This is a genomic window from Duganella sp. AC917 (assembly GCF_979258245.1).
In genome coordinates, this window is the sequence record NZ_OZ409848.1 from 5,922,867 (window position 1) to 5,948,014 (window position 25,148).

Below are 25,148 nucleotides of genomic sequence, written 5' to 3' on the forward strand. Positions count from 1 at the left end.
GATATCAGTTCCGCATCTGCGAGGGTCAAGTCTGTCATTCGGACACGGCCCCAGGCGTAGGCTGTTGAGCTTGTGTTCGAATGACAGACTTGACCCCGCTGGTTGTTGAGCTTGTGTCCGAATGACAGACTTGACCCCGCTGGTTACGCTGGTTATTCGCTAGCCGGGCTGGACCATACCTTCATCGTTTGCACGGACAGCAGTTTGCATTCGCCACTGACGTTGACGTAAGTGCGCATGAACTGGTAGCGGTTGCTGCGCCAGGTTTTGCCGTCGGCGTTCCATTGCTCGACCGTGCTCAGGCCGCGCAGCACGACCGTGTCGCCGGCAATGTGGGCGTGGACGTCGCTGGTGGCGCGCGATTTGTGCACGACGGCGGGCTTCTTCGAACGCTCCAGCACCACCGCCTTGCCTTCCGTCTGCGACGCCAGATTGTGCACCCACACGTAATCGTCCGCCAGCCAGCGGTCGAGGAAGGCGACGTCGCCGACGCGCAGCGCTTCCTCGTACTGCCGGTCGCGTTCGATCAGGTCGGCGGTCGGCAGGCACGGCGCGGCGAGCGCGTTCAGCGACAGCGCGCACGCCCACGCCAGCAGACCGGTTTTCATTTCGACGGCACCTTGGTGATTTCCACTTCCCAGTCGATGCCCGATTCGATCTTGTGCTTGGCAGCGTAGTTGCCCTGGCTGATGGCGATGGCCACGTCCAGCAGGCTGTTGAGGTAGACCAGCGGCTTGCCCTTGGCGACGCCGCCGAAGGTGTGCTCGAACGGTGCGATCACTTTGTCGATCTGCTTGCCGTTGTGCAGGATGCGCACTTGTACCTGCTCATGCAGGCCGACCTTCAGTTCGTCGAACAGCGCCTTTGGAATGTTGGTCCAGACGTTGCCGTACTTGACGTCCAGCACCGGGATGATGCCGCGAATGGTGTTGCCCTGGCGGACGGCCTTCTGGTAGGCGATCTTGACCACCGACTCGCTCGGCAGCACCGGGCCGACCTGCTCGAAGGTGATGGCGCCCGACGCCAGGCGCGCGCCGACGTAGGCGTACACATCGCGGCCGTGGAAGGTGTAGGACTCGCCGGAGCCGGCCAGGCGGTTGACCTTTTCGTCGATCTCGCGCAGTTCGGCCACGCCGTCGCGCTCGGCGATCAAGGTGAACTGGCCGTTGTCGGGACCGACGAAGTAGCGGCCTTCCCTGGTCTTGAGCACGACCGACTTGCGCGCGGTGCCGACGCCGGGGTCGATCACCGAGACGAACACGCTGCCCTTGGGCCAGTAGTTGGCGGTCTGGTACAGGCGGTAGCCGCCGAGCCAGATGTCGTAGTCGGGGATGTTGTGGGTCAGGTCGGACACCTGCAAGGTCGGGTCGACGCCAAAGGCGACGCCGTGCATCGCCGAGACGGCGCCGTCGGAGGTGCCGAAGTCGGACATCAGCACCAGCGCGTTTTTGGCGTCGGCGGGGGCCGCGTGGACTGCGGCCTGGGCCGTGAGTAAAGCGCCGAGGCAGGCGGTGGCGAGCAGTTTGGAGAGCTTCATGTTGTTCCCGAATTAATGTTGAGCTTAGAAAGTGTAGCGTACGCGGCCGTAGAAATAGGCGCCGTTGAGCCCGATCGGATTAATAAAATTGTACGGCAACGCGCCGCCGTAGGTGGCGTTGTTGGTCTGGCGCACGCGCTGCGGGTAGCGGTCGAGGATGTTGTCGCCGCCGACGGCCAACGTCAGCTGCTTGGTCAGCTTGTATTGCGCCTCCAGATCCAGCGTCCAGACGGCGCCGAAGCGCTGGGCGTTGACGCCGTCGATGACTTCGGCGTCCTGGTCGTACGAGAAGTCCTTGAGCGGACCGAAGCGCGTGGCCTTCGCTTGCAGGCTCCATTGCGCCGCCTGCCAGTCGGCGCTCAGCACCAGCTTGTTCCTGGGCGAGGCGTTGCGGATGCGGAACAGGCTCATGTCGGTCAACAATGTCAGGTCGGGGTCGATCTGCGACAGCGCTGCCGAGCTCTGGCGCGCCTTGTCGATGCGGGTCTTGTTCAGGTTGAGCGCTGCGTTCAAATCGAGCTTGCCGCCGGCGAACGGCAGGTCGTGGTTGACCACCGCGTCCAGGCCGGTGGTGGTGGTGTCGAGCAGGTTCGCCAGGTAGGCCACCGACTGGATGTCGGTGCGGCCGATGCCGGCCAGGTAGGCGGTGGCGGCGTCGCTTTGCAGGTCGCTGGTACGGGTGATGCGGTCGCGGATCTTGATGCGGTAGGCATCCAGCGTGACGCTGGTGCTGCGCTGTGGACGCCAGGCGGCGCCGATCGACAGGTTGGTCGACTTCTCCGGTTTGAGCGATTCGGCGCCAAACGCGCGCGCCAGCGGGTCGCTGGCCGGCAGCAGCGAGGCCGTTTGCAGCGCGCTGCCGTCTTGGTTGAAGTTCAAGGTCGAGAAGCGGAAGCCGGTTTGCACCAGCGCCGGCGCGCGGAAGCTGTTCGACAGCGAGCCACGGAACAGGAAGCCGTCGCTCAGTTTGTAGCGCGCCGACAGCTTGCCGGTGCTGGCGCTGCCGAAGTCGCTGTAGTCCGAGTAGCGGGCGGCCGCGCCGAGCAGCAGGCGGCTGGTGATGTCGCTTTCGATGTCGGCGTAGACCGAGCGGATCGAGCGGCTGCCGTCGAACGCGTCCTGCGGGCGCAGGCCCGGACCGGCCTGCGCGCCCGGTGGCGCGAACGGTTCGGTTCCGGCGGCGTACGACGCCGGGTCGCCCGGCGAGCTGTGGTAGCTCTCGCGCATGTACTCGGCGCCCAGCGCCAGGTTGACCGGCGCGCCGATGCCCAGGTCCAGCTCGCGCGTGACGTCGGCGTTGACGGCGTTTTGCTTGAAGTCGAAGGTGGCCAGGTGGAAGCTGGTCGGGCTGGCCGCGCCCAGCGAGGCGTTGACCGAATTGGACAGGTCGTAGTCGAACTTGTTGCCGCCGTGGCGCGCGCTCAGGTCCCAGTTCCAGGCGCCGCTGGCCAGGCGCAGGCCAGCGACGACGCTGGTGTCGGTCATGTCGCCGTTGGTGTTGGGACGGTAGCCGTTCGGGTAGATGGCCGCCACGTTGGACGGGTCGCCCGGGTAGCGGAAGTAGGCGCTGCCGTCGGACTTGCGTTTGTTGACGGTGGCGAACGAGTAGGCATCGATACCTGCGCCCGCGCCCAACGGCACCAGCGCGTTGTAGAACAGGTAGTGGTTTTTTTGCTGCGAGTCGCCCGATTTGAACACCACCTGGCCGTCGAGCGCCAGGTCTTGCGGCGTCGCGTTCCACGAGGTCCAGCCGGCGTCGCTGGCGCCGGCGCGGTTGGTCGGGTTGCGGTCGCGCGTTTCGGCGCCGAAGCGCATGAAGCCGGCGTCGCCCACCGGCACGCCGTAGTCGGCGCTGACGATGGTGGTCTGGCCGTCGGTCTTGGTGTCGTTGGTGGGCTTGAAGTCGGTGTGGTTGGCGCCGTAGCTGACCGAGGCCGAGCCGCCGGCGCGCGCCTTTTTGAGCACGATGTTGATGACGCCGGCGACGGCGTCGCTGCCGTATTGGGCGCCGGCGCCGTCGCGCAGGATTTCAATGTGGTCGATGGCGCCCGGCGGAATCGCGTTGACGTCGACCGGCACGGTGCCGGCAAAGCTGCTTTCGGTGTCAAGCACGGCGCTGGCATGGCGGCGTTTGCCGTTGATCAGCACCAGCACCTGGTCGGGCGCCAGGCCACGCAGCTGGATGCCGCGCACCGAGTCGGCCGCGCCGCTCGATTCGATGCGCGGGAAGTTGATCGACGGCGACAGGCTTTGCAGCGCGGCGCCGAGGTCGCCGCTGGCCAGCGCGGTTTCCACCTCGCGCTGGCCGAAGCGGTCGATCGGCACGGCGCTGTCGAACACGGTGCGGTTGCGCGCGCGCGAGCCGACCACGGTGACCTGGTCGATGGCGGCGGTGTCAGCGACGGGCGTGTCTTGCGCCTGGGCGGCAGGCAACGAGGAGAGCAACAGCGCGCAGGCGATGACGCTGCGGCGCAGGGGCAACTGGGGGCGGGTGTGGCGCGGCATGACGGATTCCTTGCTTGGTCTGGACCAGTATCTTACGAGCAAGGAATTCGTTTCAACAACAACCGATTGCAAATATGCTTATGCGGCTTAATCCGGGAAGCGCTCGTTGATGGCGACGGCCTGGTCGATGTTTTGCACCAGCAGGTCGACATACACCGGGTCGAGGTGCTGGCCGGCCACCTCGCGCAGGTGCTCGACCACCTTCTCGATCGGCCAGGCGTCCTTGTAACAGCGCTTGTGCATCAGCGCGTCGAAGACGTCGGCGACGGCGACGATGCGCGCGTACAGGTGGATGTCGTGGCCCTTCAACCCCTGCGGGTAGCCGCTGCCGTCGAATTTTTCATGGTGCTGGTGGGCGATGACGGCCGCCGCCTTGAGGATAGGCCGCTGCGAGCCGTCCAGGATCGACAGGCCGACCGTTGGGTGCTGCTTCATGATTTCCCATTCGGCAGCGTCGAGCTTGCCCGGCTTGAGCAGCACCGCGTCCGGCGTGGCGATCTTGCCGATGTCGTGCATCGGCGCGGCGTGGCGCAGCACGGCCGTCTCGTCTTCCGGCATGCCGGCGGCGGTGGCCAGCAGGTGGCACACCTCGGCCATGCGGCGCACGTGGTTGCCGGCCTCGTTGGAGCGCGATTCGACCACGTCGCCCAGGCGCAGGATCAGCTCGGCCTGGGTGTCGGTGATCTCCTGGGTCAGCAGGATGTTGTCGAAGGCGATGGCGACGCCGGAGCAGAACACCTCCAGCAGCTTGGTGTCGATCTCGGAGATTTCGTCGACGCCCTTGAGGATCAGCAGCGAGGCCTTGCCGCTGTTGTTGGGGAAGTAGCCGATGTAGGTGTCGCCCTCGACGCGCGAGATCTTGTTGCTCTTGGCCGCGTCGAGCTGGGCCAGCACGGCGTCGCTGAGCAGGGTGCCGTCGTCGTCGCCGATCTGCGCCAGCACTTCGTATTCCTGTTCGCCGCCGAAAGCGGTGGCGCCGCGCAGGCGCAGCAGCATGCTGTGCTCGAGGCGCAGCAGCGCGACCACTTGCTGCAGCAGGCCGTTGGCGAAGTCTTTGAGGTTGCGTTGCTGGAAGATGTGGGCCGAGGCGGCGATCACGCGTTCCAGGCCTTCGCGGTAGTTGGCCTGGGCCCGGCGGGCGTCCTCGACCTTCATGATGTCGCGGTAGGCGCGCAGCGCGGCAAAGGTGGTGGTGAACAACTTTGTGCGGTCGAGCTCGGTCTTCTCTTTGTAGTCGTTGATGTCGTAGTTGACGATCACCCTTTCCTCGGGCGCCTGGCCGGGCTGGCCGGTGCGCAGCACGATGCGGGTGAACTGGTTGTCGAGGTCCTGGCGCATCCAGCGCGCCACTTCGAGCCCGCTGTCCTCTTTTTCCATCACCACGTCGAGGAACACCAGCGCGATGTCGGTTTCGCGCGCCAGCACTTCCTTGGCTTCGGCGCCGCTGTAGGCGTGCACGAAGCTGAGCGCGCGGCCGTCGAGGCGGAAGCGGCTCAAGGTCAGTTTGGTGATGTCGTGGATGTCCGGTTCGTCATCGACCAACAGAACTTTCCACGGCGCTAACTTGGGCGAGGCAGATGACAAAAAGGACATAAGGGAACGTTCCGCTAAATGACGTATGGATTAGTTTTCGATTGTAATCGTCTCCAACGCCATTAACAACAAGCAATAAAATTTCCTGTTGCTTTGCACAACACTATCGGGCGGGAGCGGCGTGGTGTTGGTTTCACGTAACACTACGTATATGCCGAACAATACTTTGATTCCGACAATTTTGCTATCCCGAAGTGAAAAATTTTAATCGGGGCGGGCCAGCGCGGGTATTGGTAACAAATCGATTCAGGCGCGGCGGGGTCGGCGGAAAAGGTCTATATTTATTAGTCGAAGATCCGAACCGAATTCGTGAAGGAGTAGCAAAATGCGCCTGATGACCAAACCCTTGCTGGCCGCCGCCCTGTCGCTGCTGGCCAGCGGCGCCGCGTGGGCGGACGTGAGCGTCACGTTCGTCAAGCCGGAGGAATTTACCGACATGCCGCGCAGCCAGATCGAGCGCGAGCGCCTGCAAAAGGATTTCGCGCAGTATTTCGCCTCGCTGAACAAGCAGTTGCCGGCCGGCCAGAACCTGAAGATCGAGGTGCTCGACATCGACCTGGCCGGACAGCTGTGGCCGCGCCGCAGCGGTGGCGAGGATATCCGCATCATGCGGGGCGGCGCCGACTGGCCGCAGATGCACCTGCGCTATACGCTGGAAGAGAACGGCCAGACCTTGCGCAGCGGCGACGAGCGCCTGTCGAACATGAATTACCAGCAGCGCATGGGCCGCCATTCGGACAGCGACGCGCTGCGCTACGAGAAACAGATGATCGACGAGTGGTTCGGCAAGACCATCGTGCCGAAGGTGGCCAGCCGCTGAGCCGCCGGGCCGGCCGTCAGCCGAGCCGGTTGACCTTGGGGAAGTGGGCCAGGAAGGCCGGCGGCATGGTCGCGACCCGGCCGCTCTGGAAGTTGAAGAACACAAAGCCATACTTGGCCATGGCGATCAGCTTGCCGTCTGCCGGGCGCGTGACCCGGAACACCAGGTCGCCGCCGTACTGGTTGAAGTCCATCACCCCCACCTCAAACAGCAGCAGGTCGCGCGCGTGCGCCTCGGCCCGGAACGTCGTCGCCAGGTCGGTGACGATGGTGCCCAGGCCGTCGGCGTCGATCTCCGGCGCGCCGAAGTGCGCCAGGAACAGCGCGCGCGCCTCGGACAGCATCGACACCATCGAGTCGTTGCCCAGATGGTTGGCGGCGTTGATGTCGGTGCTGCGCACCGTCATGCGGGTCTCGAAATAGAACTGGTCGTCCGGGAAGTCCAGCGTCAGGCGTGCCATGGCGCCCCTTTACAGCTGTTCGCCAAGAAACACCAGCGTGTGGCCGTGCGCCTGGGCGGCGGCGCGCTGCTGGTAGCTGTCGCGGTGGTTGCAGTTGAAGCCGTGCTCGGCGCCCTCGTAGACGTGGATCTCGACCTGGTCGTTGCTGTCGAAGCGTTCGGCGATGCTTTTGACGGCGTCGGCCGGGATGTGGCTGTCGGCGCCGCCGAAGTGCATCAGCATCGGCGACTTGATCTGGTCGGCGCGCTCGAGCGAATTCTGGATGCCGCCGCCGTAGTAGCACACGGCGGCGTCGACCAGGCCGTTGGCCAGCGTGTGGTACGACAGCTTGCCGCCGAAGCAGAAGCCAACCGAGGCGACCTTCTGGCCGCCGACGGCGTCGAGCGCGCGCAGCGACTTGACGGTGGCGGCGATGTCGGCCTGGGCCTTGTCGACGTCGGTGGCGTTCATCAGTTCGACGGCGCGCTTCCAGCCGTCGCCGTCGTAGGCCAGTTCGATGTGGGCGCCCTCGCGCCAGAACAGATCCGGCGCCAGCACCACGTAGCCGTCGGCGGCGTACTGGTCGGCGACGTTGCGGATGTGCTGGTTGACGCCGAAGATTTCCTGCAGCAACACGATGCCGGGGCCTTTGCCCGAGCGCGGCAGCGACAGGTAGGCTTCAAACTTGCCGTCGGCGGTGTCGACGTCGATCCACTTCGAATTGGTTTCCATGGCGTTCCTTGTAGGGGCAGAAAGCGGCCATCGTACCTTGTTTCGCGCGCCCTTGCAGCGCGCCCGGTTGGGTGGCGCGGCGGGCAGCGCTCAGTACGCCTCGCGCCGGTAGATCACCGGGCCGGAGCGGTAGATGCCGAAAGTCAGGTGGCCCTGGCCGCTCGGCAGGTAGGGGATCAGCGTGCCCAGGGACACCTCGGCGGTGCCGATGGTGGTCGGCGCCGGGTTCGGCGGCGTGACGCGGAAGGTGCCGCTGCCGTTGACGAGGTCGAGCTGGTTTGGCGGCATGGCGACCCGCATCGAACCGCACTGGGCGGTATTAAGTCCCTTGTCGCACTTGCTGAAGACCGCTGCGGTCGCGCTCAATGGGGCGCTGACCTTCATCTGGGGGTTGAATACCCAGCCGACGTTGGCGCCCATGTAGTACTCGGCCGCGGCGCCGACCGGCTGGGCGGCGGCGGGGGCGCCGAAGCTGTTGCCCAGTGCCAATCGGCCGCTGACCACCGTGAGCGGCGCTTCGACGGAGACGGTGCCGCGGTTCGAGGTGGCATCCTCGCTGTCGGACGCGCGCAGGGCGACGGTCACGGGCGCCACTTTGTTCGGGTAGACCGCGCCCAGATCGACCTTGGGCAGATTGCCAACCGGGTCGGCCGGCATGCCGACGCCGGCGCTGAAACCATAGCGGGGCAGGGCGGTTCCGCTCCAGAGCACGGTCGCCGTGGGGACGCCGGCGGCCGTCACCGCCGTCAGCGTGATCGGCCTGGCCGACGCGCCGGTGTAGTTTTTAGAGAGAGCGGCCGAAGCGCCGGGGCCGGTGTAAGCGAGCACCTTGACCAGGAACGGCTGGCCGGCGTTGATGAAGCTGCCCGCCGCGTCCGGGCACGGCCGGTTGATGGCGGCCAGGTTGGCGCAGCTCATGACGCGGGCGTCGGGCCGGCTGGCCGGCAGCGCGTCAATCTCCGTTTTGGTCATCAGCACGGTGTCGAAATGGTCGGGGATGAAGCGCTGGGATGCGGTCTCGCCGGTGGTCTTGAAGCCGGTGCTGGCGTTGTTCATGTAGTAGCCGCTGAGCCGCTCGAGCCGCGCGGTCAGCTTGACCGTGCCGGTCTCGTCGAAGGTATAGGTGTCGGTGGCGACGCCGTTGACGATGGGCTGGGTGGGGTCGGACAGCTTGCCGGCAGCGATGGCCGGGGCGATCACGACCGGTTCGATGACGACCGGTTCGATCTTGATGTTCTCGGGCGTGAGCTCCTTACCGAAGTTGGTGGTGACGTCGCCTTTCTTGTTGACGGCTTTGACCGTCAACGTAAACGGTTCGCTCGCCTTGGCGAACACGCCGGCGGCCAGCGCCGGCGCGGTCGCCACGCGTTTGGCGGTGAGCGTGAAGCCGGCCGGGGCGGCGGTGAACGTGACACTGTCGGGGCTGCTTGCGCCGAGGCCGCCCGCGAGGTAGGCGGCCTTGAGCGCGACGGTGCCGACCTCGGCATATTGCAGGTTGGCGGCGGCCGCGCCGTTGGCGTCGAACGCCAGCGGCACGCCCGCGCCGGCGCCGCCGCAAGCGACCGCGATCGCGCTGGCGGCGTTCTTGTCGCGCAGCCACAGCGGCACATTGGCCGCCTTGGCCGCGGTCGGATTGCTGTAGGTGCAGCTGAAGTTGACGTTGACCGTTTGGTTGGCCACCAGCGGCACGCAACTCTTGCCGCCGTTGACCGATTTGAGCGCCTGCACCGTGACACTGGCGTCGGTCATGGCGACATGGTCGGGCGCCGAGATGCTCAGGCCATCGTCTTTGAACACCATCTGGCACGGGGCGGCGCCGTTGGCGCTGTTGACGCAGGTGCTGGGGTTGGCGCCGCCGCTGGCCGACAGGATGGCCGTGCCGGCCGTGGTCTGGCGCACCGAGGCGGCGTTGTTGGTGCCGCCGCTGATGGTGAAGACGCCGCCGCCAGGCTGCAAGGTCACCTGGGTGGCGCCGTTGTAATGGGGCGCCGTGCAGGCGGCGTTGGCGCAGGCGGTCAGCGTGACCGGTTCTGGCTGGCAGGTGAGGGCGCTGCCGCCGTGGCTGATCTGGATGTGGTGGGCCTGCGAGGCGGGCGGGGCGCCGCAGCTGGGCTGGTAGTTGCTGTCGGCCTTGGTGACGCAGCTGCAGCCGACCGCGCCGGGACCGGTGCAGGTGATGGTCTTGCCGACGGTGGCGCCATAGTCGAGGAAGATGGCGTTGACGGAGGCGTTGCCGTTGATGTTGTCGCCGGAGGCGTGGGTGGTGACGTTGCGCGCCGACAGGTCGCCGTTGATGGTGGCGCCCGAGCCGATGTCGACGTCCCCCTTCATCGTGACATTGCCGTTGACGATGACGTTGGACGCGGCGATCGTCAACGTGGTGCCGGTGAGGTTGCCGTTGACGGTGTTGCCACTGCCAATCGTGAGCGAGGTGCCGGCGTTGATGTCGCCCTTGATGGTGACGCCGGAGGCGTTCAGATCGACCTTGGGCGAGTCGATCTTGCCGGTGACGCTGGCGCCGCTGCCGACCACCAGCGAGGTGGTGGCGGTGATGTTGCCGGTGACGATGGCGTTGGCCGCGCTCAGCTCGACCGTGGGGGCGTTGATGTCGCCGGCCAGCGTGCTGCCCGAGGCCAAGGTGAAGGCCGAGGCGACGATGTTGCCGGTGATGGTCGAGCCGGAGCCGGTGGTGACGGCGCCGCTCCTGCCGCCGTTGACGCCGGCGATGCCGGTGATGCCGCCCTTGATGGCGCTGCTCGAGCTCAGGTTGACGGTGCCGCTGGCGGCGATGCCGCCGTCGATGCGCAGGCTGGCGCCGGCCGTCACCGTCGCCGCCGACAGCGTGCCGGTGATGGTCGTGCTCGAGCCGAGGTTGGCGTCGCCGCTGAGGGTGACGTTGCCGTTGATGCGGGTCGACGGTCCGCCGGTGGTGATGGTGGCGGCGACGACGTTGGCGGTCACGGTTTGGTCGTTGGCGCCCAGCAGGAAGGCGTCACTGGCGCGCAGCGTGCCGCCGGCCACCTGCGTGTTGGCGGTCTGCAGGCCGCGCAGGTCGAGGTCGCCGGTGGCGCGCAGCACGGCGCTGCCGCTCATCTTCAGTACCTGGAAGTAGGTGAAGGCAACGTCGGTGCCGACCACCACCGTATAGCCGCTGGCGATGGTGATGTCGTTCGCTTGCGACAGGGTGTCGCAGGTGTAGGTGGTGTTGGCGCGTTTGCAACCGGTGACCTGGCCGCCATCGAAGGCGTCGGTGGCGGCGCGTGCGCCATTGGCCGCCGACAGCAGCGCCAGCGCCAGCGTCAGCCAGAAGGCCGGCACCAGCGAAAGCGGCAGGCGCGCGAGGGCGACGCCGGCACGCCGCAGCGCGGGCGTCGTGAATAAAACGACAAGCCTGAAGAAATTGAAAGTCATACGCCACCCGAACATGCCTGTCAGCATTATAGGGCGTTTCAGGTGTTGCTCTGTGGCATATATCAGACGCCGGCCAGATAGACCGGCGCCCGGTTGCGCCGTCGTTAGCGCTTGACCTTGCCGAAGGCGTCGCCGGCCTTCCAGGTCTGCATGGCAGGGGCGTTGGCCACCGCGTAGCCCAGGTTCAGCGTGAATTGCGCCTGCTGCACCATGCCCGACAAATCCCACTCGGGGCGGTACTCGTCGCTGACCTGATGGTAGTCCTTCTTGAAAGCGACCAGCTTGGCGCGCGAAGGCTCGAGGTCCTTGACGAAGGTGAAGTGGCCGTCGCCGGAAAACACGGCCGAGCCGACGTTGAACGCGGGCACGCCGGCCTTGGCAAAATTGAAATGGTCGGCGCGGAAGAAGGCGCCCGACAGGTCGGGAATGGCCGGCGCCAGGGTCAGGCCCATTTTCTTGGCGACCGCGCCGGCGGTGTCGTACAGGCTGCTGCGCTCGGCGCCGGCGACGCCGATGTCGCTGGTCTTGCCGACGAAGTTCATGCTGTCGAGGTTGAGATCGGCGGTGGTCTTGTCGAGCGGCCAGGCCGGGTTTTGCACGTAGGCGGCGCTGCCCAACAGGCCCTGTTCCTCGGCCGCCGGCCACAGGAAGATCTGGGTGCGTTTGGCCGGATGCTTGACCGCCTCGGCGGCCATCACCAGCAGCGCGGCGGTGCCCGACGCGTTGTCGATGGCGCCGTTGTAGGTATGGTCGGTCTTGTCGTCGCGGCGCACGCCCTCGTCGATGCCAAGGTGGTCCCAGTGGGCCGAATAGATCACCGCCTGTTCTTTCAGCTTGGCGTCGGTGCCGGGCACGATGCCGGCCACGTTGAACTGTTCGATCTGGCGCACGGCGCTGCGTACCTCGGCGTGGGCCTTGATCTTCAGGTCGACCGGCGTGAAGTCGCGCCGCTCGGCCTTGGCACGCAAGTCGTCCAGGTCGAAACCGGCGGCGGCAAACAGCGCGCGCGCGGTGTCTTCCTGCAGCCAGCCCTCGACCGGGTTGCCCTTGCCGGCCAGGTGGAAGCGTTCGTGGCCAAAGCTGTTGGCCGGCACGCTCCATGGATAGGAGGCCGACGGCGTGGTGTGGATCAGCAGCGCGCCGGCCGCGCCGCGCCGCACCGCCTCTTCGAACTTGTACAGCCAGCGTCCGTAATAGGTGTAGGCCTTGCCGGCGAAGCGGTTGGGCTCCTCGGCGGTCGGCTGCGGGTCGTTGACCATCATGACCAGGATCTTGCCCTTCACGTCGACGTCCTTGTAGTCGTCCCACTTTTCCTCCGGCGCGCTGGCGCCGTAGCCGACGAACACCAGCGGGGCGTCGACGGTGACGTCCTGCTTGCCGCTCATGGTGCCGAACACGATCTCGGTGCCGGTCTTGGGCGCGATGGTCTTGCCGCCGGCGTCGAAGCGCACCAGGCTGCCGGGCAGCAGTTTGGTGCCCTCGATCTTGACGGACTGGCGGTAGCCGCCGCCGGCCAGCGGTTTGAGGCCGATGATGGCGGCCTGCGTCTCCAGATAGCGCACGGTCAGGTCGCCGCCGCGCTGGCCGGTGCCGCGGCCTTCGAACAGGTCGTCGGCCAGGAAGGACAGGTGGGCGCGCAGCGGCGCCTCGGCGATGACCGGTGGTTGGCTCGGGGACTGGGCTTGGGCCGTAGCCTGGAAGGCGATACCGGCGGCGAGGGCTAACACTGTAAGACGCATAGGGGTTCCTGGGTTGTGTGGCTTGGGGTGCTCGGGGTTCTTGTGGGTTGTTCGGCTGACGCGGGATATCTTACTGGATTTTCGACCGTTTGTAAGCGAGTGTAAGAGTCGGTAAGAGGTTGTAAGGACGGTCAACTCATCCGGATCGCGGCCCGTTTTCTGCTCATGCGACACGGGATGGTCCCGCTGCCGAAACCAGAAAAAGGAAACACATCATGACCAAAATTATCGCTTCCCTGATCGCCGGCCTGTTCGCCACCGCAGCCTTCGCACAGGCGCCAGCCGCCGCTCCCGCCACGCCTGAGACCAAACCAGCCGTCGCCGCCGAAGCAAAGACCACCACCACCAAGACCGAAGTGAAGACCGAAGCCAAAGCCGACAAGCACGGCGCGCACAAGGTCAAGACGGTCAAGGAAACCAAAGAATCCAAAGTCGCTGCCCCCGCTACCTCGACGGCTACGACGGTTGAAACCAAAGAAGTGAAAGAAGTGGCAGTGAAGAAGTAAAAAAAAGGGTCAGTTTTACTAAAATAATTTAAATAATTTACACCGTTTTAAGAGGATTTATATCATGAAGAAGATTACCGCTACCCTGATCGCCACCCTGTTCGCAGGCGCCGCCTTCGCCCAGGCCCCTGCAACCCCGGCCACCCCTGCAGCACCGGCAGCTCCGGTCGCCGCACCCGCCGCAACGCCAGCCGCACCGGCCGCGCCGCATGAGCACACCGCGGCAAAGAAAGCGCATCACAAGAAGGCCAAGGCTGAAAAAGCTGCCAAGCCAGCGCCTGCGGAGCCGGCAACTCCGGCGGCTCCAGCTGCTCCAGCGCCAGTCAAGTAATCAAGTCGCAGGCATCATCAGCTAGCGCATGACGTGCCGCCCCGGACCTTCGGGCCTGGGCGGTGCAAGAAAAAAGAGACGGGATACGCCCCGTCTCTTTTTTTTATCGGTTCAGCTCCTCCAGCAGCGCGCGGTGGAACGCGGCCGGATCTTCCATCTGCGGCGCGTGGCCCATGCCCTTGAATTCCACCAGATGCGCATTCGGGATTTGCCTGGCGACCTGCTTGCCCAGCACCTCGTACTTGCCGATTTTCGCCTTGACGGCCGGCGGCGCGATGTCGCTGCCGATGGCGGTGGTGTCGGCGTCGCCGATGAGCAACGAGGTCGGCACCTTCAAGAGCGGAAATTCATAGACCACTGGCTGCGTGTAGATCATGTCGTAGATCAGCGCCGAGTTCCACGCCACGATTTTCTTGCCCGGCCCCGCGTTCATCCCGGCCAGCATGTCGACCCAGCGCTCGTACTCCGGCTTCCAGCGTCCCACATAATAGGTCGATTTCTCGTAGGCGCGCACGCCATCGGCCGTCATCTTCAATTCGCGTTCGTACCATTGGTCGACGCTGCGCGCCGGCACGCCCAGCGCCTTCCAGTCTTCCAGGCCGATCGGATTGACCATCACCAGCCGCGACACCGCTTCCGGATACATCAGCGCATAGCGCGTGGCCAGCATGCCGCCGGTCGAGTGGCCGACGATGGCCGCCTGTTTGACGCCGATGCTCTTTAACAGCGCCTCGGTGTTGGCGGCCAGCTGCTGGAAGCTGTATTGATAGTGTTCCGGCTTGCTCGAGGCGCAGAATCCGATCTGGTCGGGCGCCACCACGCGGTAGCCGGCCGCGCTCAGGGCGGTGATGGTCTGTTCCCAGGTCGCGCCGCAGAAGTTCTTGCCGTGCAGGAGGACCGCCGTCTTGCCGTTGGCCTTGGCCGTGGGCGCCACGTCCATGTACGCCATCTGCAGGTCCTTGCCTTGCGACGTGAAAGCGTAGTACTGCAGCTTGTGCGGGTAGGCGAAGCCTTCGAGCTGGGGGCCGTAGGTGGCGGCGAGGGCGGGGGCGCTCGCCACGACAGCGGCGGCCAGGATGGCGGAACGGATGGACGGCATGGCATTCTCCAGGGGCGGGGGAGCGGCCAATATAGGGCGCGCACGATAGGACGGCAATCCAGAACAGTCGGATCAGCCTTAATTTGCCCTTAATTTACCCGCAAAGCAGGCGTTTTCACCCAAAAAAAGGCTGAAACCGGCGAGACAGAGTAAACTACGCCCAAATTTCTTTCGCAATTAGGCGATTCGAACATACTTGTGAGTGACGCCATGTCTGACACCCCAACCTCCCCCATCACCCTTTTTGCCGATCTGAACCTGAGCGCGCCGCTGATCAAGGCCCTCAAGGACGTCGGCTACGAGACGCCGTCGCCGATCCAGGCCGCCACCATCCCGCTGCTGCTCGAGAACCTCGACGTGCTGGGCCAGGCGCAGACCGGCACCGGTAAAACCGCCGCCTTCGCGCTGCCGATCCTGTCGCGCATCGACATCAAGCAAACCTCGCCGCAGGCGCTGGTGCTGGCGCCGACCCGCGAACTGGCGATTCAAGTGGCCGAAGCCTTCCAGACCTACGCCGCGCATATTCCCGGCTTCCACGTGCTGCCGATCTACGGCGGCCAAAGCTACGGGCCGCAACTGTCGGCGCTGCGCCGCGGCGTGCACGTCGTCGTCGGCACCCCGGGCCGCGTCATCGACCACCTGGACAAGGGTTCGCTCGACCTCTCCAAACTGAAAACGCTGGTGCTCGACGAGGCCGACGAGATGCTGCGCATGGGCTTTATCGACGACGTCGAGCGCATCCTGCAGGAGACGCCCGACAGCCGCCAGACCGCGCTGTTCTCGGCGACGATGCCGTCGGCGATCCGCCGCATCGCCAACACCTACCTGCGCAGCCCGAAGGAAATCACCGTGGCCGCCAAGACCGGCACCGCCGAGAACATCCGCCAGCGCTACTGGCTGGTGTCGGGCATGCACAAGCTCGACGCGCTGACCCGCATCCTGGAAGCGGAAAACTTCGACGGCATGATCATCTTCTCGCGCACCAAGCTCGGAACCGAGGAACTGGCCAGCAAGCTGCAGGCGCGCGGCTTCTCGGCCGCCGCCATCAACGGCGACATCCAGCAGGCGCAGCGCGAGCGCACCATCCAGCAGCTCAAGGACGGCAAGATCGACATCCTGGTCGCCACCGACGTCGCCGCGCGCGGCCTGGACGTCGAGCGCATCAGCCACGTGGTCAACTACGACGTGCCGCACGATCCGGAAAGCTATACCCACCGCATCGGCCGCACCGGCCGCGCCGGCCGCAGCGGCGAGGCGATCCTGTTCATCACGCCGCGCGAGAAGAACCTGCTCAAATCGATCGAGCGCGCCACCCGCCAGCCGATCGGCATGCTCGAGCTGCCGACCATCCAGGCCGTCAACGACGTGCGCATCGCCAAATTCAAGTCGCAGATCAGCGAAACCCTGGCCCAGGGCGAGCTGGAACAGTTCCAGTCGCTGATCGAGGACTTCGAGCGCGAACAAAACATCCCGGCGATCGAGATCGCCGCAGCGCTGGCCAAGATGGCGCGCGGCGACGTGCCGCTGCTGCTCGATAAGAAGCAGCAGACCGCCGCCGCCACCTGGGACGAACGCCCGGGCCGACAGGTCGGCTTCGAGCGCCATGACCGTGGCGACCGCCCCGACCGCCCCGACCGCGGCGATCGTGCTGATCGCGGCGACCGTTTCGACCGCGGCGACCGTTTCGACCGCGGCGACCGCGCCGAGCGTCCGGACCGCGCCGACCGCTTCCCGAAAAAGGAACGCGTGGTGCGCGCCGCCGATCCGGGCATGCAGACCTTCCGCATCGAAGTGGGCTACCAGCACGGCGTCAAGCCGGGTAACATCGTCGGCGCCATTGCCAACGAGGGCGGCATCGACTCCAAGCACATCGGCCGCATCGAGATCTACGACGACTACAGCGTGCTCGATATGCCCGACAACCTGACCGGCGACGTGCTCGATCACCTGGCCGGCATCAAGGTCGCGGGACAGCAGCTGCGCATCAGCCGCGATGGCGGCGACGGCGCCCCGGCGGCATCGGCCCCGGGTTCGGCGGCTTCGACCGCTCCTGCCCGTCCGGCGCCGGCCAAAGCCGCCGCCCCGGCCCGGGCGCCGGCCGCCGCGCAGCCAGCCGCCCGCGCGGCCGACAAGCCGGCCGCCTCGCCGCTGGCGCGCGCCGCCCGCGTCGACGCTACGGAACTGGACGACGCCGCGCCGAAGAAGAAAAAGGAAAAGCCGGGCAAGGTCTCCTTGCCGATGAGCGCCTTCCGCATCGAAGTGGGCAGCAACAACGCCGCCACCCCGTCCAACATCGTCGGCGCCATCGCCAACGAGGCCGGGCTGGAGGCCAAGCACATCGGCCGCATCGAGATCTTCGACACCTACAGCATGGTCGAGCTGCCTGACGGCATGCCCGACGAGCTGTTCAAGCACCTCGGCAAGGTCTGGGTCGGCGGCGCGCAGCTGAAAATCAGTCACGCGGACCGCATGCCGCCCGAATCGGGCAAGTCGACGCCGCCGAAGAAAAAGCCGGCCGGCAAGAAATACTAAAGCGGTGCGGGCGTCATGCCCGTCGCTGTCAACACACCAGAACGGGGCCGCGAGGTCCCGTTTTTGCATTGCGCCGCACCGATCTTGTTGTTGCACAGACAAGGTGCGCGCAGCTGTTGCGTTGCACCAAAACAAAGCTTGACCGGACGCAAACCCGACCCCGGAAAAACCCCGCATGAATCACTCTCATAGGAGAAGCTGCTCGACGGCAAGGCTGGCCCGCTTATTGCATATGTGATAGCACATCCCTATAAAAGGTGCGCAATGCGAGGCGCCTCCACCTGGAGACAAGTCGTTTAGATCGGAGCATTGAGATGACATCATTCAGGAAGCTGTGGAACATCTTTGTCGATTCGCTCAAGCCGCAGATGCTGCGCGAGCATAATCAGGCCGGCCCGTACGCGATCATCGTCGATACCAAGCCATTTACCGTCAAGGGGCGCTGATGTTACTGCGGAACGATCTGCTGCACTATACGCATCCGTCTCCGCGCACCGTCCGCATTTTGTGGATCGCTCCCGAGCAGAGCCACGCCTATGTCTTCGACGTGGCGGCCCGCTCGGCCGATGTAGAACTCGTCCAACTGTCGGTGCTGCACGCCGACATCCGGGCCGGCCGCGCCAGCGTGCTGCCGGCCGACCCTTATCTGATGGTGGTCAGCCAGGACCTGCTGCCGCCGAAGCACCTGCAACTGCGGGCGCGCGCCTGGGAGATCATCGAACCGCTGGTGGCGCTCGAGCCGGGCATCTACGAGGCCCGCCAGCGCGGCCAGCTGATCGCCCGCGCCACCGGCACCCATGGCGTCTCGCATCCGACCATCTACCGCTACCTGCGCCGCTACTGGCAGCGCGGCCAAACCCCCAACGCGCTGCTGCCGGACTACTGCAATTCGGGCGGCAAGGGCAAGGTGCGCCAGGCCTCGGCCGGCATCAAGCGCGGACGCCCGCGCAAGAACGGCGCCGACGAAGGTCCCGGCCTGAACGCCGACGAGGAGATCCGCCGCACCTTCCGCGTCGCCATCGCACGCTACGCTGCCGGCCACGCCAAGTTTTCGCGCCTGGGCGCCTATGAACAGATGCTCGACGAGTTCTTCGTCGAGCGCCGCATCGACGAGGAATCGGGCCGCGTCCTGACCACGCCGGCCGCGCGCAGCGCCGTGCTGCCGACGTTCGGCCAGTTCAACTACTGGCTCGACCACGACGACGACCGTCCGCCCGAGGTGGCGCGCCGCAGCGACGGCGCGGCCGCGCCCTGGCAGCCCGCCGCCGGCGTGCCGTCCTCCGTCAACGGCCAGCCGGCCGCGCTGTCGCCGCAGACGCTGCCGCCGGGCCGTCCCGGCGCCGGCTTCTACCTCGACGCCGTCTGCGCCGAGGTGCGGCTGGTCTCGCGCGCCGACCGCCGGCAGGCGATCGGCCGCCCGCGCATCTATCTCGCGCTCGATTCGTTCAGCCGCCTGGTCACCGGCGTCTATATCGGCCTGGGGCCGGCCAGCTGGCCGCAGGCGATGCTGGCGCTGGCCAACTGCGGCGCCGACAAGCAGCGCTACAGCCAGCAGTTCGGCCGCCGCATCGAGGCGGCGCAATGGCCGTGCCGCCACCTGCCCGAAACCCTGTTCGCCAACGCCGCGCTGACAGCCGCCCGCGACGGCGGCGAGGGGGGCATGGACCCGGCCTTGCTCAACAACTTCAACCTGCGCTGCGTCGCCGTCGACGACGGCCCGGGCGACTGGAAGGCGGTGCTGGAAAAACGCTTCCGCCTGCTGGCGCCGGACGACGAGGGCGCGCCGTGCCGGCTCGACGGCGTGCTCGATCTGGAGCAGTTCACCCGCATCGTCATCGACTGCATCCTGTATTACAACAACCGCCACCCGCTGCGCCATGCCGGCAACGCCACCCCGCGCCAACTGTGGGACTGGGGTGTGGCCCATCGCGGCGGCAGCCTCAAAACCTATCCCGAGCACCTGATCCGCTGCAGCCTGATGCCGGTGGCGGCGGCGCAGGTGGGCACCGACGGCATCCGCCTGTTCGAAAGTACTTACACCTGCGCGCGCGCCATCAACGAACGCTGGTTCGACCGCGCGCGCCTGCGCGGCCCGTGGAGCGTCAAGGTGGCCTACGATCCGTCCAACCTGGACATGATCTACCTGCTCGATCCGGCCGCGCCGATGCAGTTCCACGCCTGCCACATGGACGACGCCTGCGCCGCCCAGCGGCACCTGTCGGCCGAGGAAATCGCCCGCCTGCCGCGCGGGTCGGCGGCGTCGCCCGCACCGCTGTCGTCGGCGCGCGGCGGCGCGCCGGTGCTGGTCAGCTTCGCGGGCTGAGTTTCCGTCTGTTTGCGCGCGGCGCGGTCCAGCGTCGTGCATCCTCCGATTCCCTGTTTCGATGCCTGCCACTTGCTGGTGCGCGCCGCCGCCGCACGCCGCCGCCGGCCCGCCATGCCCACGCTCGCGGGCCGCGCCGCGCGCCGAATAAAGTCCGTTTCACGCAAATAAAGTTCGTCGCCGGTAGCGCTTTTCGCGACGGCTCAAGTGTGCCGCCTTCGGCCATGTAAAAACATTGTTCGATAACGGGAGCCCTGATGGCATAAGGCTTTCCTTCGGCATGAAGCATGTTTGTTTTGTTTGTTCCGTATGGCACGCGCCTTGCTAGATTGGAACTATGGGCAAGCAAGTGACCCAAGGTATTTCAGGCAGACTGGTGAGGAAAGCAGATGGATAGCAAAACAGTAAAACCGTTTAAATCGTTTAGTTCGATTAGTTCGATTAGTTCATTCACCCGCAGGGACTTTCTGTACCGGGCCGCCGCCGTCGGCGGCACCGGCTTGCTGTTAAATACCATGAACGCCTGGGGCATGGGCATCGGCTCGGCGGCATCCGCGCCGCCCGCGCTGAGCGGCAGCGGCAAAGGCAAGAAGGTGCTGATCCTCGGCGCCGGCCTGGCCGGGCTGACCGCCGCCTATGAGCTGGGCAAGCTCGGTTACCAATGCCAGATCCTGGAGGCGCGCGCCTTCGCCGGCGGCCGTTGCCAGACCGCCCGCAAGGGCTTCAGCCTGACCGAGTTGGGCGGCGACAAACAGACCTGCGAGTTCGACGAGGGCCAGTACATCAACCACGGCCCGTGGCGCATCCCGCTGCATCACCAGTCGACCCTGCACTACACGCGGCTGTTCGAGGTGCCGCTGGAAGTGATGGTCAACGAGAACGACCACTCCTATGTATATTCCGAAAACGCCGGTCCCTTCGCCGGCAAGCGCCTGCGCATCAAGGAGGTCAAGTCCGACATGCGCGGCCACGTCGACGAAATGCTGGCCAAGTCGATCAAGAACAACCAGCTCGACGCCGAACTGACCGAAGACGACAAGCGCCTGCTGCTCGACTATCTGGCGCACGAGGGCCAGCTGGCCGGCGCCGACCTGAAATACAAGGGCCGCACCGGACGCGGGTTCGCCGTCTATCCCGGCGCCGGCATGGAGCCGGGACCCGGCAAGCAGTCCGACCCACTGGGCTTCAAGGACCTGCTGGCGTCCAAGCTGGGCAACGTCTACAGCGCGGTGCAGGACTTCCCGATGCAGGCCACCATGTTCCAGCCGGTCGGCGGCATGGACGCGATCCCGAAGGCATTTGAAAAGCGCGTCGGTAAAGTGATCCGCTACCGCGCAGAGGTGCAGACCATCCGCCAGAACGACAAGGGCGTGACGGTGGCCTTCAAGGATACCGCCACCGGCAAGGCTTCCAGCGTGACGGCCGACTACTGTCTGTGCACGATCCCGTTGTCGGTGCTGCGCCAGATCGACACCGATTTCTCCGACGGTTTCAAGAAGGCCGTGGCCACGGTGGCCTACGCGCCGGTCGGCAAGATCGGCCTGCAGATGAAGCGCCGCTTCTGGGAAGAGGACGACAACATCTACGGCGGCCACGTGCTCACCGACCTCAAAGGCATCAACACCATCTCGATGCCGTCCTACGGTTGGCAGAAAAAGAAGGGCGTGCTGCTCGGGTATTACCAATACCAGACGGCCGCCATCGAGGTCAGCGCGCTGACGCCGACCGAACGCGCCGAATTCGCCGTCGCCGCCGGCCAGAAAATCTTCCCGCAGTACCGCGACGAATTCGAGAACGCGTTCTCGGTGGCGTGGCACCGGGTGCAGTACAACCTGGGCGGCTGGGCCGAGTGGACCGAGAAGACCCGCGCCGCCGCCTATCCGACGCTGCTTGAAGGCGAGGGCAGGATCATGCTGGCCGGCGAGCACCTGAGCTACCTGACCGGCTGGCAGGCCGGCGCCATCGAATCGGCGTGGCAGCAGATCGCCAAAATCCACGCGAGGGCCAGCGCATGAGGGACACGTTACTAAAGGCCGCGATGACCATCGTGGCGGCATTCGCGGCGGCCGCCACGGCGCCGTCGCAGGCGCAGACGACCGCGCCGGACGGCAAGGCGCTGTTCCTCAAAAACTGCGCGGCCTGCCACCAGGCCACCGGCAAAGGCATCCCGGGCGCGTTCCCTGCGCTGGCCGGCAACAAGTTCGTCACCGGCGACCACGCGGAGGTGGCCGGCGTGCTGCTCAAGGGGCGCGGCGGCATGCCCGACTTCAGCGAGAACATCAGCGACGCCGACATGGCCGCGATCCTGACGTATGTGCGCGCCAGCTGGGGCAACAAGGCCGACGCGCTGACCGAGGCCGAGGTGCTCAAGCTGCGCGACGCGCTGGGCGTGGCCCATTTCGGCAGCGCCGAAATGTCGAACAAACACTGATTACAACCAAAGGAAGACGAGACCATGACCAAAGCATTGAGCCACGTAGTCGCCGCACTGTTGATACCCGCCGCCGTCGGCCTGTTGTCGGCATCGCCGGCGATGGCCGCCACGAAGGCGCCGAAGATGGAGGAGAAGGCCGACATCGTGCGCCACAAGATTCCCGGTTCGGACTTTCCGATCGCGCTGGCGGTGTCGATCCCGCCGACGGCCACCATCCACTTCATCAGCGGCCAGGTGCCGGCGGTGATCGACAAGACCGCCGCGCCGGATTCGCTGGCCGCCTTCGGCGACACCAAGGCGCAGTCCGAGACGGTGCTCAAAAAGATCAAGGAGATCCTCGAGGGCATGAAGCTGGAGATGTCCGACGTCGTCAAGATGACCGTCTACCTGGTCGGCGATCCGGCCAAGGGCGGCAAGGGCGACACCAAGGGCTTCATGGAGGCCTACACCCAATACTTCGGCGGCGCCCAGACCAACCTGCCGGCGCGCGCCGTAGTGCAGGTGGCCGGTTTGAGCAATCCGGGCTGGCTGGTCGAGATCGAGGTGGTGGTCGCCAAAAAATAAGGTTTTCAGTTTCAGGTTCGGGTTCAGGTCTTACTTAATTTTCTTATAAATCAACTGGGGATTTAAATATGCACAAGGCCACACTCAAGATCGGCGTCGCAGCCGTGTTGTCCACCCTGGCGATCGGCGCCGCGTACGCCGCGCCGCCATCCGCCGACGCCGCCGCCGAGTCTGTCGACGCGGCGGCCGCGCCGGACGCCGCGTCGGCCGGGTCGGTGATCGTCACCGGTACCCGTTCGAGCGGCATGAAGGCCGAGAACAGCGCCTCGCCGATCCAGGTCCTCGACTCGGCCTCGCTGATGCGCACCGGCCAGCCGGACTTGATCCAGGCGCTGGCCCAGAACCTGCCGTCGTTCACCGCGCAAGCCTTCGGCGGCGACACCGCCAACCTGACCCTGTCGGCCCGCCTGCGCGGCCTGAGCCCGAACAACACGCTGGTACTGATCAACGGCAAACGCCGCCACGGCACCGCCAACCTGGCCGTGCTGGGCGGCCCGTACCAGGGCGGCGCCGCGGCCGACCTGAACTTCATCCCGGTGTCCGCGATCGACCATATCGAGGTGCTGCAGGACGGCGCCGCCGCCCAATACGGCTCCGACGCCATCGCCGGCGTGATCAACATCATCCTCAAATCGAACGACCATGGCGGCACCGCGTCGGCCACCGGCGGCGGCTACTGGGACGGCGGCGGCAAGACCGTCGGCGGCTCGGCCAATGTCGGCTTCGAACCGTTCAAGGACGCCTTCCTGAGCGTGACGGCCGAATCGAAATACCACGACTACAGCGACCGTGGCGGCATCGACCCGCGCCTGCTCGACGCCGGCAACCTTGCCGCCGCGCCGGGCATGACGTCGATTCCCGGCTACCCGTACCTGAACAAGATCCAGGGCGACGCCCAGTACCACCTGCAGGTATTGGCGGCCAACTTCGGCTGGGACGTCGGCAAGGACGTCCAGATCTACAGCATCGCCACCTATGGCGAGAAGGTCGCGCGCGCCTACGAGAACTACCGCCTGCCTACCCGCATTCCGAAGATGTACCCGCAGGGCTTCTCGCCGAAGGAAAAGATCAACCAGAAGGACTTTGGCTGGACCGGCGGCGTCAAGGGCAAGCTGGCCGAGTGGAACCTGGACCTGAGCACCACCTATGGCCGTGACAAGTCCGAGATCGGCGTCGAAGATTCGGCCAACGCCTCGCTGTTCGCCGACACCGGCTTCTCGCCGACCACCTTCAAGGCCGGCGCCTTCATCGCCAGCCAGCTCACCACCACGTTCGAGTCGAGCCGCGAATTCGATGTCGGCTGGAGCAAGCCGCTGACCTTTGCCGCCGGCGTCGAACACCGCATCGACAAGTACGAGATCCAGTCCGGCGACGCCGCCTCGCGCTACAAGGAAGGTTCGCAGTCGTATCCGGGCTTCTCGCTGACCGACGCCGGCCGCCATCGCCGCACCAACAAGGCCGCCTACATCGACATCGCTGGCAATCCGATCAAGGACTTGACGGTCGACCTGGCGGGGCGCTACGAGCACTTCTCCGACTTCGGCAGCGCCAGGGTCGGCAAGCTGACCTCGCGCTACGAGCTGACCCCGATGGCGGCCGTGCGTGGCACCTTCAGTAACGGCTTTCGCGCGCCGACCCTGGCCGAGTCGTACTACTCGGCCACCAACGTCGGCCCGACCAGCGCCTTCGTGCAGCTGGCGCCCAACTCGCCGGGCGCGCGCCTGGTCGGCGTCGACGGCTTGAAGCCCGAGGCTTCCACCAACCTCAGTCTCGGCATGGTGCTCAACCCGGCCAGCAATCTCAATATCACGTTCGACGTCTACCAGATCAAGATCCGCGACCGTATCGTCGGTTCGGGCGCCTTGTACGGTTCCGGCGGCGCGGTCAACTCGCCGGCCGTCACGGCGGCGATCCTGGCCAACGGCAACGTACTCGATAGCACCGTCAGCCAGACCGGTATCAACATCTTCTCGAACGCGGTCAACACCCGCAGCCGGGGACTGGAGTTCGTCACCACGTTGAACGAGAACTACGGCGGTTATGGCCGCGTGGACTGGTCGATCGCGGCCAACTACAACAAGGTCGAAGTCACCAAGATCAATCAGGCGCCGACGCAGCTGCTGCCGCAAACGCTGCTCGACAAGACCGCCATCTCGAACCTGGAGACGGCCTCGCCGAAGCTGCGCGTCAATTTGGGCGCGTTGTGGAAGATCGGCGACTGGACCATCAACCTGCGCGAGGCGATCTACGGCAAGTCGAACGACTACGGCAGCGAAGATGGTTCGGTCTATCACAAGACCGAGATCAAGGCCAAGGCCATCACCGATCTGGAAGTGGGCTACAAGGTCAATCCGGCATGGTCGGTGGCGGTGGGCGCGAACAATCTGTTCAACACCTACCCGAACGGTGTCAATCCGGCGCTGCTGGCCGACCAGCGCGCCGCGCTGGACAACGCCGCGGTGACGGTGCTGCCGTCGTTCTCGCCGTTCGGCATCAACGGTGGCTACTACTACGTTCGCGCCAACTACAAGTGGTAACTGCCTGACGGCGCGTTTTTTTGGCCACGACCGCCCCAAGGGGCGG

19 protein-coding genes are annotated in these 25,148 nt (G+C 65.8%); 10 read left to right on the forward strand and 9 right to left on the reverse strand.

Annotated elements, in window-relative coordinates; translation table 11 throughout:
• Nucleotides 1-152: 152 nt before the first annotated feature.
• The 4 genes from ACZ0BA_RS25890 to ACZ0BA_RS25905 all read right to left on the reverse strand — a co-directional run bounded on the left by ACZ0BA_RS25890 (nucleotide 153) and on the right by ACZ0BA_RS25905 (nucleotide 5,635).
• The gene (locus ACZ0BA_RS25890; RefSeq protein ID WP_463453977.1) at nucleotides 153-608 is read right to left on the reverse strand and encodes a nuclear transport factor 2 family protein; all 456 of its coding nucleotides are present in this window, start codon (nucleotides 606-608) and stop codon (nucleotides 153-155) included.
• The gene (locus ACZ0BA_RS25895) at nucleotides 605-1,537 is read right to left on the reverse strand and encodes an SAM hydrolase/SAM-dependent halogenase family protein (protein ID WP_463453978.1); all 933 of its coding nucleotides are present in this window, start codon (nucleotides 1,535-1,537) and stop codon (nucleotides 605-607) included. Before ACZ0BA_RS25895 ends, ACZ0BA_RS25890 begins: the two co-directional genes overlap by 4 nt.
• Nucleotides 1,538-1,561: 24 nt before the next feature.
• Complete coding sequence (locus tag ACZ0BA_RS25900) at nucleotides 1,562-4,042, reverse strand: TonB-dependent receptor plug domain-containing protein (protein WP_463453979.1); 2,481 nt, start codon at nucleotides 4,040-4,042, stop codon at nucleotides 1,562-1,564.
• An 87-nt stretch (nucleotides 4,043-4,129) separates the two neighbouring features.
• Nucleotides 4,130-5,635 carry a DUF3369 domain-containing protein gene (locus tag ACZ0BA_RS25905; protein WP_463453981.1) on the reverse strand — a complete coding sequence of 502 codons (1,506 nt, stop codon included), beginning with the start codon at nucleotides 5,633-5,635 and terminating at the stop codon, nucleotides 4,130-4,132.
• A 325-nt stretch (nucleotides 5,636-5,960) separates the two neighbouring features.
• Between ACZ0BA_RS25905 and ACZ0BA_RS25910 the strand changes: the two genes are divergently transcribed.
• Nucleotides 5,961-6,455, forward strand: coding sequence for a DUF3016 domain-containing protein (locus tag ACZ0BA_RS25910; protein WP_463453982.1), 495 nt, complete (start codon nucleotides 5,961-5,963; stop codon nucleotides 6,453-6,455).
• A 16-nt stretch (nucleotides 6,456-6,471) separates the two neighbouring features.
• On the opposite strand, the gene ACZ0BA_RS25915 is transcribed toward ACZ0BA_RS25910, so the two are convergent.
• The 4 genes from ACZ0BA_RS25915 to ACZ0BA_RS25930 form a co-directional block, all read right to left on the reverse strand.
• Entirely contained in the window at nucleotides 6,472-6,915 is a 444-nt protein-coding gene (locus tag ACZ0BA_RS25915) for an acyl-CoA thioesterase (RefSeq protein ID WP_463453983.1), read from the reverse strand.
• A 9-nt stretch (nucleotides 6,916-6,924) separates the two neighbouring features.
• Nucleotides 6,925-7,626 (reverse strand): dienelactone hydrolase family protein, encoded by a 702-nt coding sequence (locus ACZ0BA_RS25920; protein WP_463453984.1) that lies wholly within the window; start codon nucleotides 7,624-7,626, stop codon nucleotides 6,925-6,927.
• A 90-nt stretch (nucleotides 7,627-7,716) separates the two neighbouring features.
• The gene (locus ACZ0BA_RS25925) at nucleotides 7,717-11,037 is read right to left on the reverse strand and encodes a DUF6701 domain-containing protein (protein WP_463453985.1); all 3,321 of its coding nucleotides are present in this window, start codon (nucleotides 11,035-11,037) and stop codon (nucleotides 7,717-7,719) included.
• A gap of 104 nt (nucleotides 11,038-11,141) precedes the next feature.
• Complete coding sequence (locus ACZ0BA_RS25930; protein WP_463453987.1) at nucleotides 11,142-12,776, reverse strand: M28 family peptidase; 1,635 nt, start codon at nucleotides 12,774-12,776, stop codon at nucleotides 11,142-11,144.
• A 215-nt stretch (nucleotides 12,777-12,991) separates the two neighbouring features.
• Between ACZ0BA_RS25930 and ACZ0BA_RS25935 the strand changes: the two genes are divergently transcribed.
• Both ACZ0BA_RS25935 and ACZ0BA_RS25940 read left to right on the forward strand, forming a co-directional pair.
• A complete protein-coding gene (locus ACZ0BA_RS25935) occupies nucleotides 12,992-13,282 on the forward strand; it encodes a hypothetical protein (protein ID WP_463453989.1) in 291 nt (96 codons plus the stop codon).
• Nucleotides 13,283-13,346: 64 nt separating this feature from the next.
• Nucleotides 13,347-13,613, forward strand: coding sequence for a hypothetical protein (locus ACZ0BA_RS25940; RefSeq protein WP_463453990.1), 267 nt, complete (start codon nucleotides 13,347-13,349; stop codon nucleotides 13,611-13,613).
• 103 nt (nucleotides 13,614-13,716) lie between these two features.
• Here the strand turns inward: ACZ0BA_RS25940 and ACZ0BA_RS25945 are convergent, their stop codons facing one another.
• Nucleotides 13,717-14,712, reverse strand: a complete 996-nt coding sequence (locus ACZ0BA_RS25945) for an alpha/beta fold hydrolase (RefSeq protein ID WP_463453991.1) — start codon at nucleotides 14,710-14,712, stop codon at nucleotides 13,717-13,719.
• A gap of 210 nt (nucleotides 14,713-14,922) precedes the next feature.
• Here ACZ0BA_RS25945 and ACZ0BA_RS25950 point away from each other — a divergent pair, with 210 nt between their 5' ends.
• The 7 genes from ACZ0BA_RS25950 (at nucleotide 14,923) to ACZ0BA_RS25980 (ending at nucleotide 25,102) form a co-directional block, all read left to right on the forward strand.
• Nucleotides 14,923-17,244 (forward strand): DEAD/DEAH box helicase, encoded by a 2,322-nt coding sequence (locus ACZ0BA_RS25950; protein ID WP_463453992.1) that lies wholly within the window; start codon nucleotides 14,923-14,925, stop codon nucleotides 17,242-17,244.
• Between the two features lie 314 nt (nucleotides 17,245-17,558).
• Nucleotides 17,559-17,690 (forward strand): hypothetical protein, encoded by a 132-nt coding sequence (locus ACZ0BA_RS25955; protein WP_463453993.1) that lies wholly within the window; start codon nucleotides 17,559-17,561, stop codon nucleotides 17,688-17,690.
• Nucleotides 17,690-19,567, forward strand: coding sequence for a Mu transposase C-terminal domain-containing protein (locus ACZ0BA_RS25960; protein WP_463453994.1), 1,878 nt, complete (start codon nucleotides 17,690-17,692; stop codon nucleotides 19,565-19,567). Before ACZ0BA_RS25955 ends, ACZ0BA_RS25960 begins: the two co-directional genes overlap by 1 nt.
• 389 nt (nucleotides 19,568-19,956) lie before the next feature.
• A complete protein-coding gene (locus tag ACZ0BA_RS25965; protein WP_463453995.1) occupies nucleotides 19,957-21,582 on the forward strand; it encodes a flavin monoamine oxidase family protein in 1,626 nt (541 codons plus the stop codon).
• Entirely contained in the window at nucleotides 21,579-21,998 is a 420-nt protein-coding gene (locus tag ACZ0BA_RS25970) for a c-type cytochrome (protein ID WP_463453996.1), read from the forward strand. The genes ACZ0BA_RS25965 and ACZ0BA_RS25970 overlap by 4 nt, the downstream gene beginning before the upstream one ends.
• Before the next feature lie 24 nt (nucleotides 21,999-22,022).
• A complete protein-coding gene (locus tag ACZ0BA_RS25975; protein ID WP_463453997.1) occupies nucleotides 22,023-22,565 on the forward strand; it encodes a RidA family protein in 543 nt (180 codons plus the stop codon).
• 68 nt (nucleotides 22,566-22,633) lie between these two features.
• The gene (locus ACZ0BA_RS25980; protein WP_463453998.1) at nucleotides 22,634-25,102 is read left to right on the forward strand and encodes a TonB-dependent receptor plug domain-containing protein; all 2,469 of its coding nucleotides are present in this window, start codon (nucleotides 22,634-22,636) and stop codon (nucleotides 25,100-25,102) included.
• The last annotated feature ends 46 nt before the right edge of the window (nucleotides 25,103-25,148 follow it).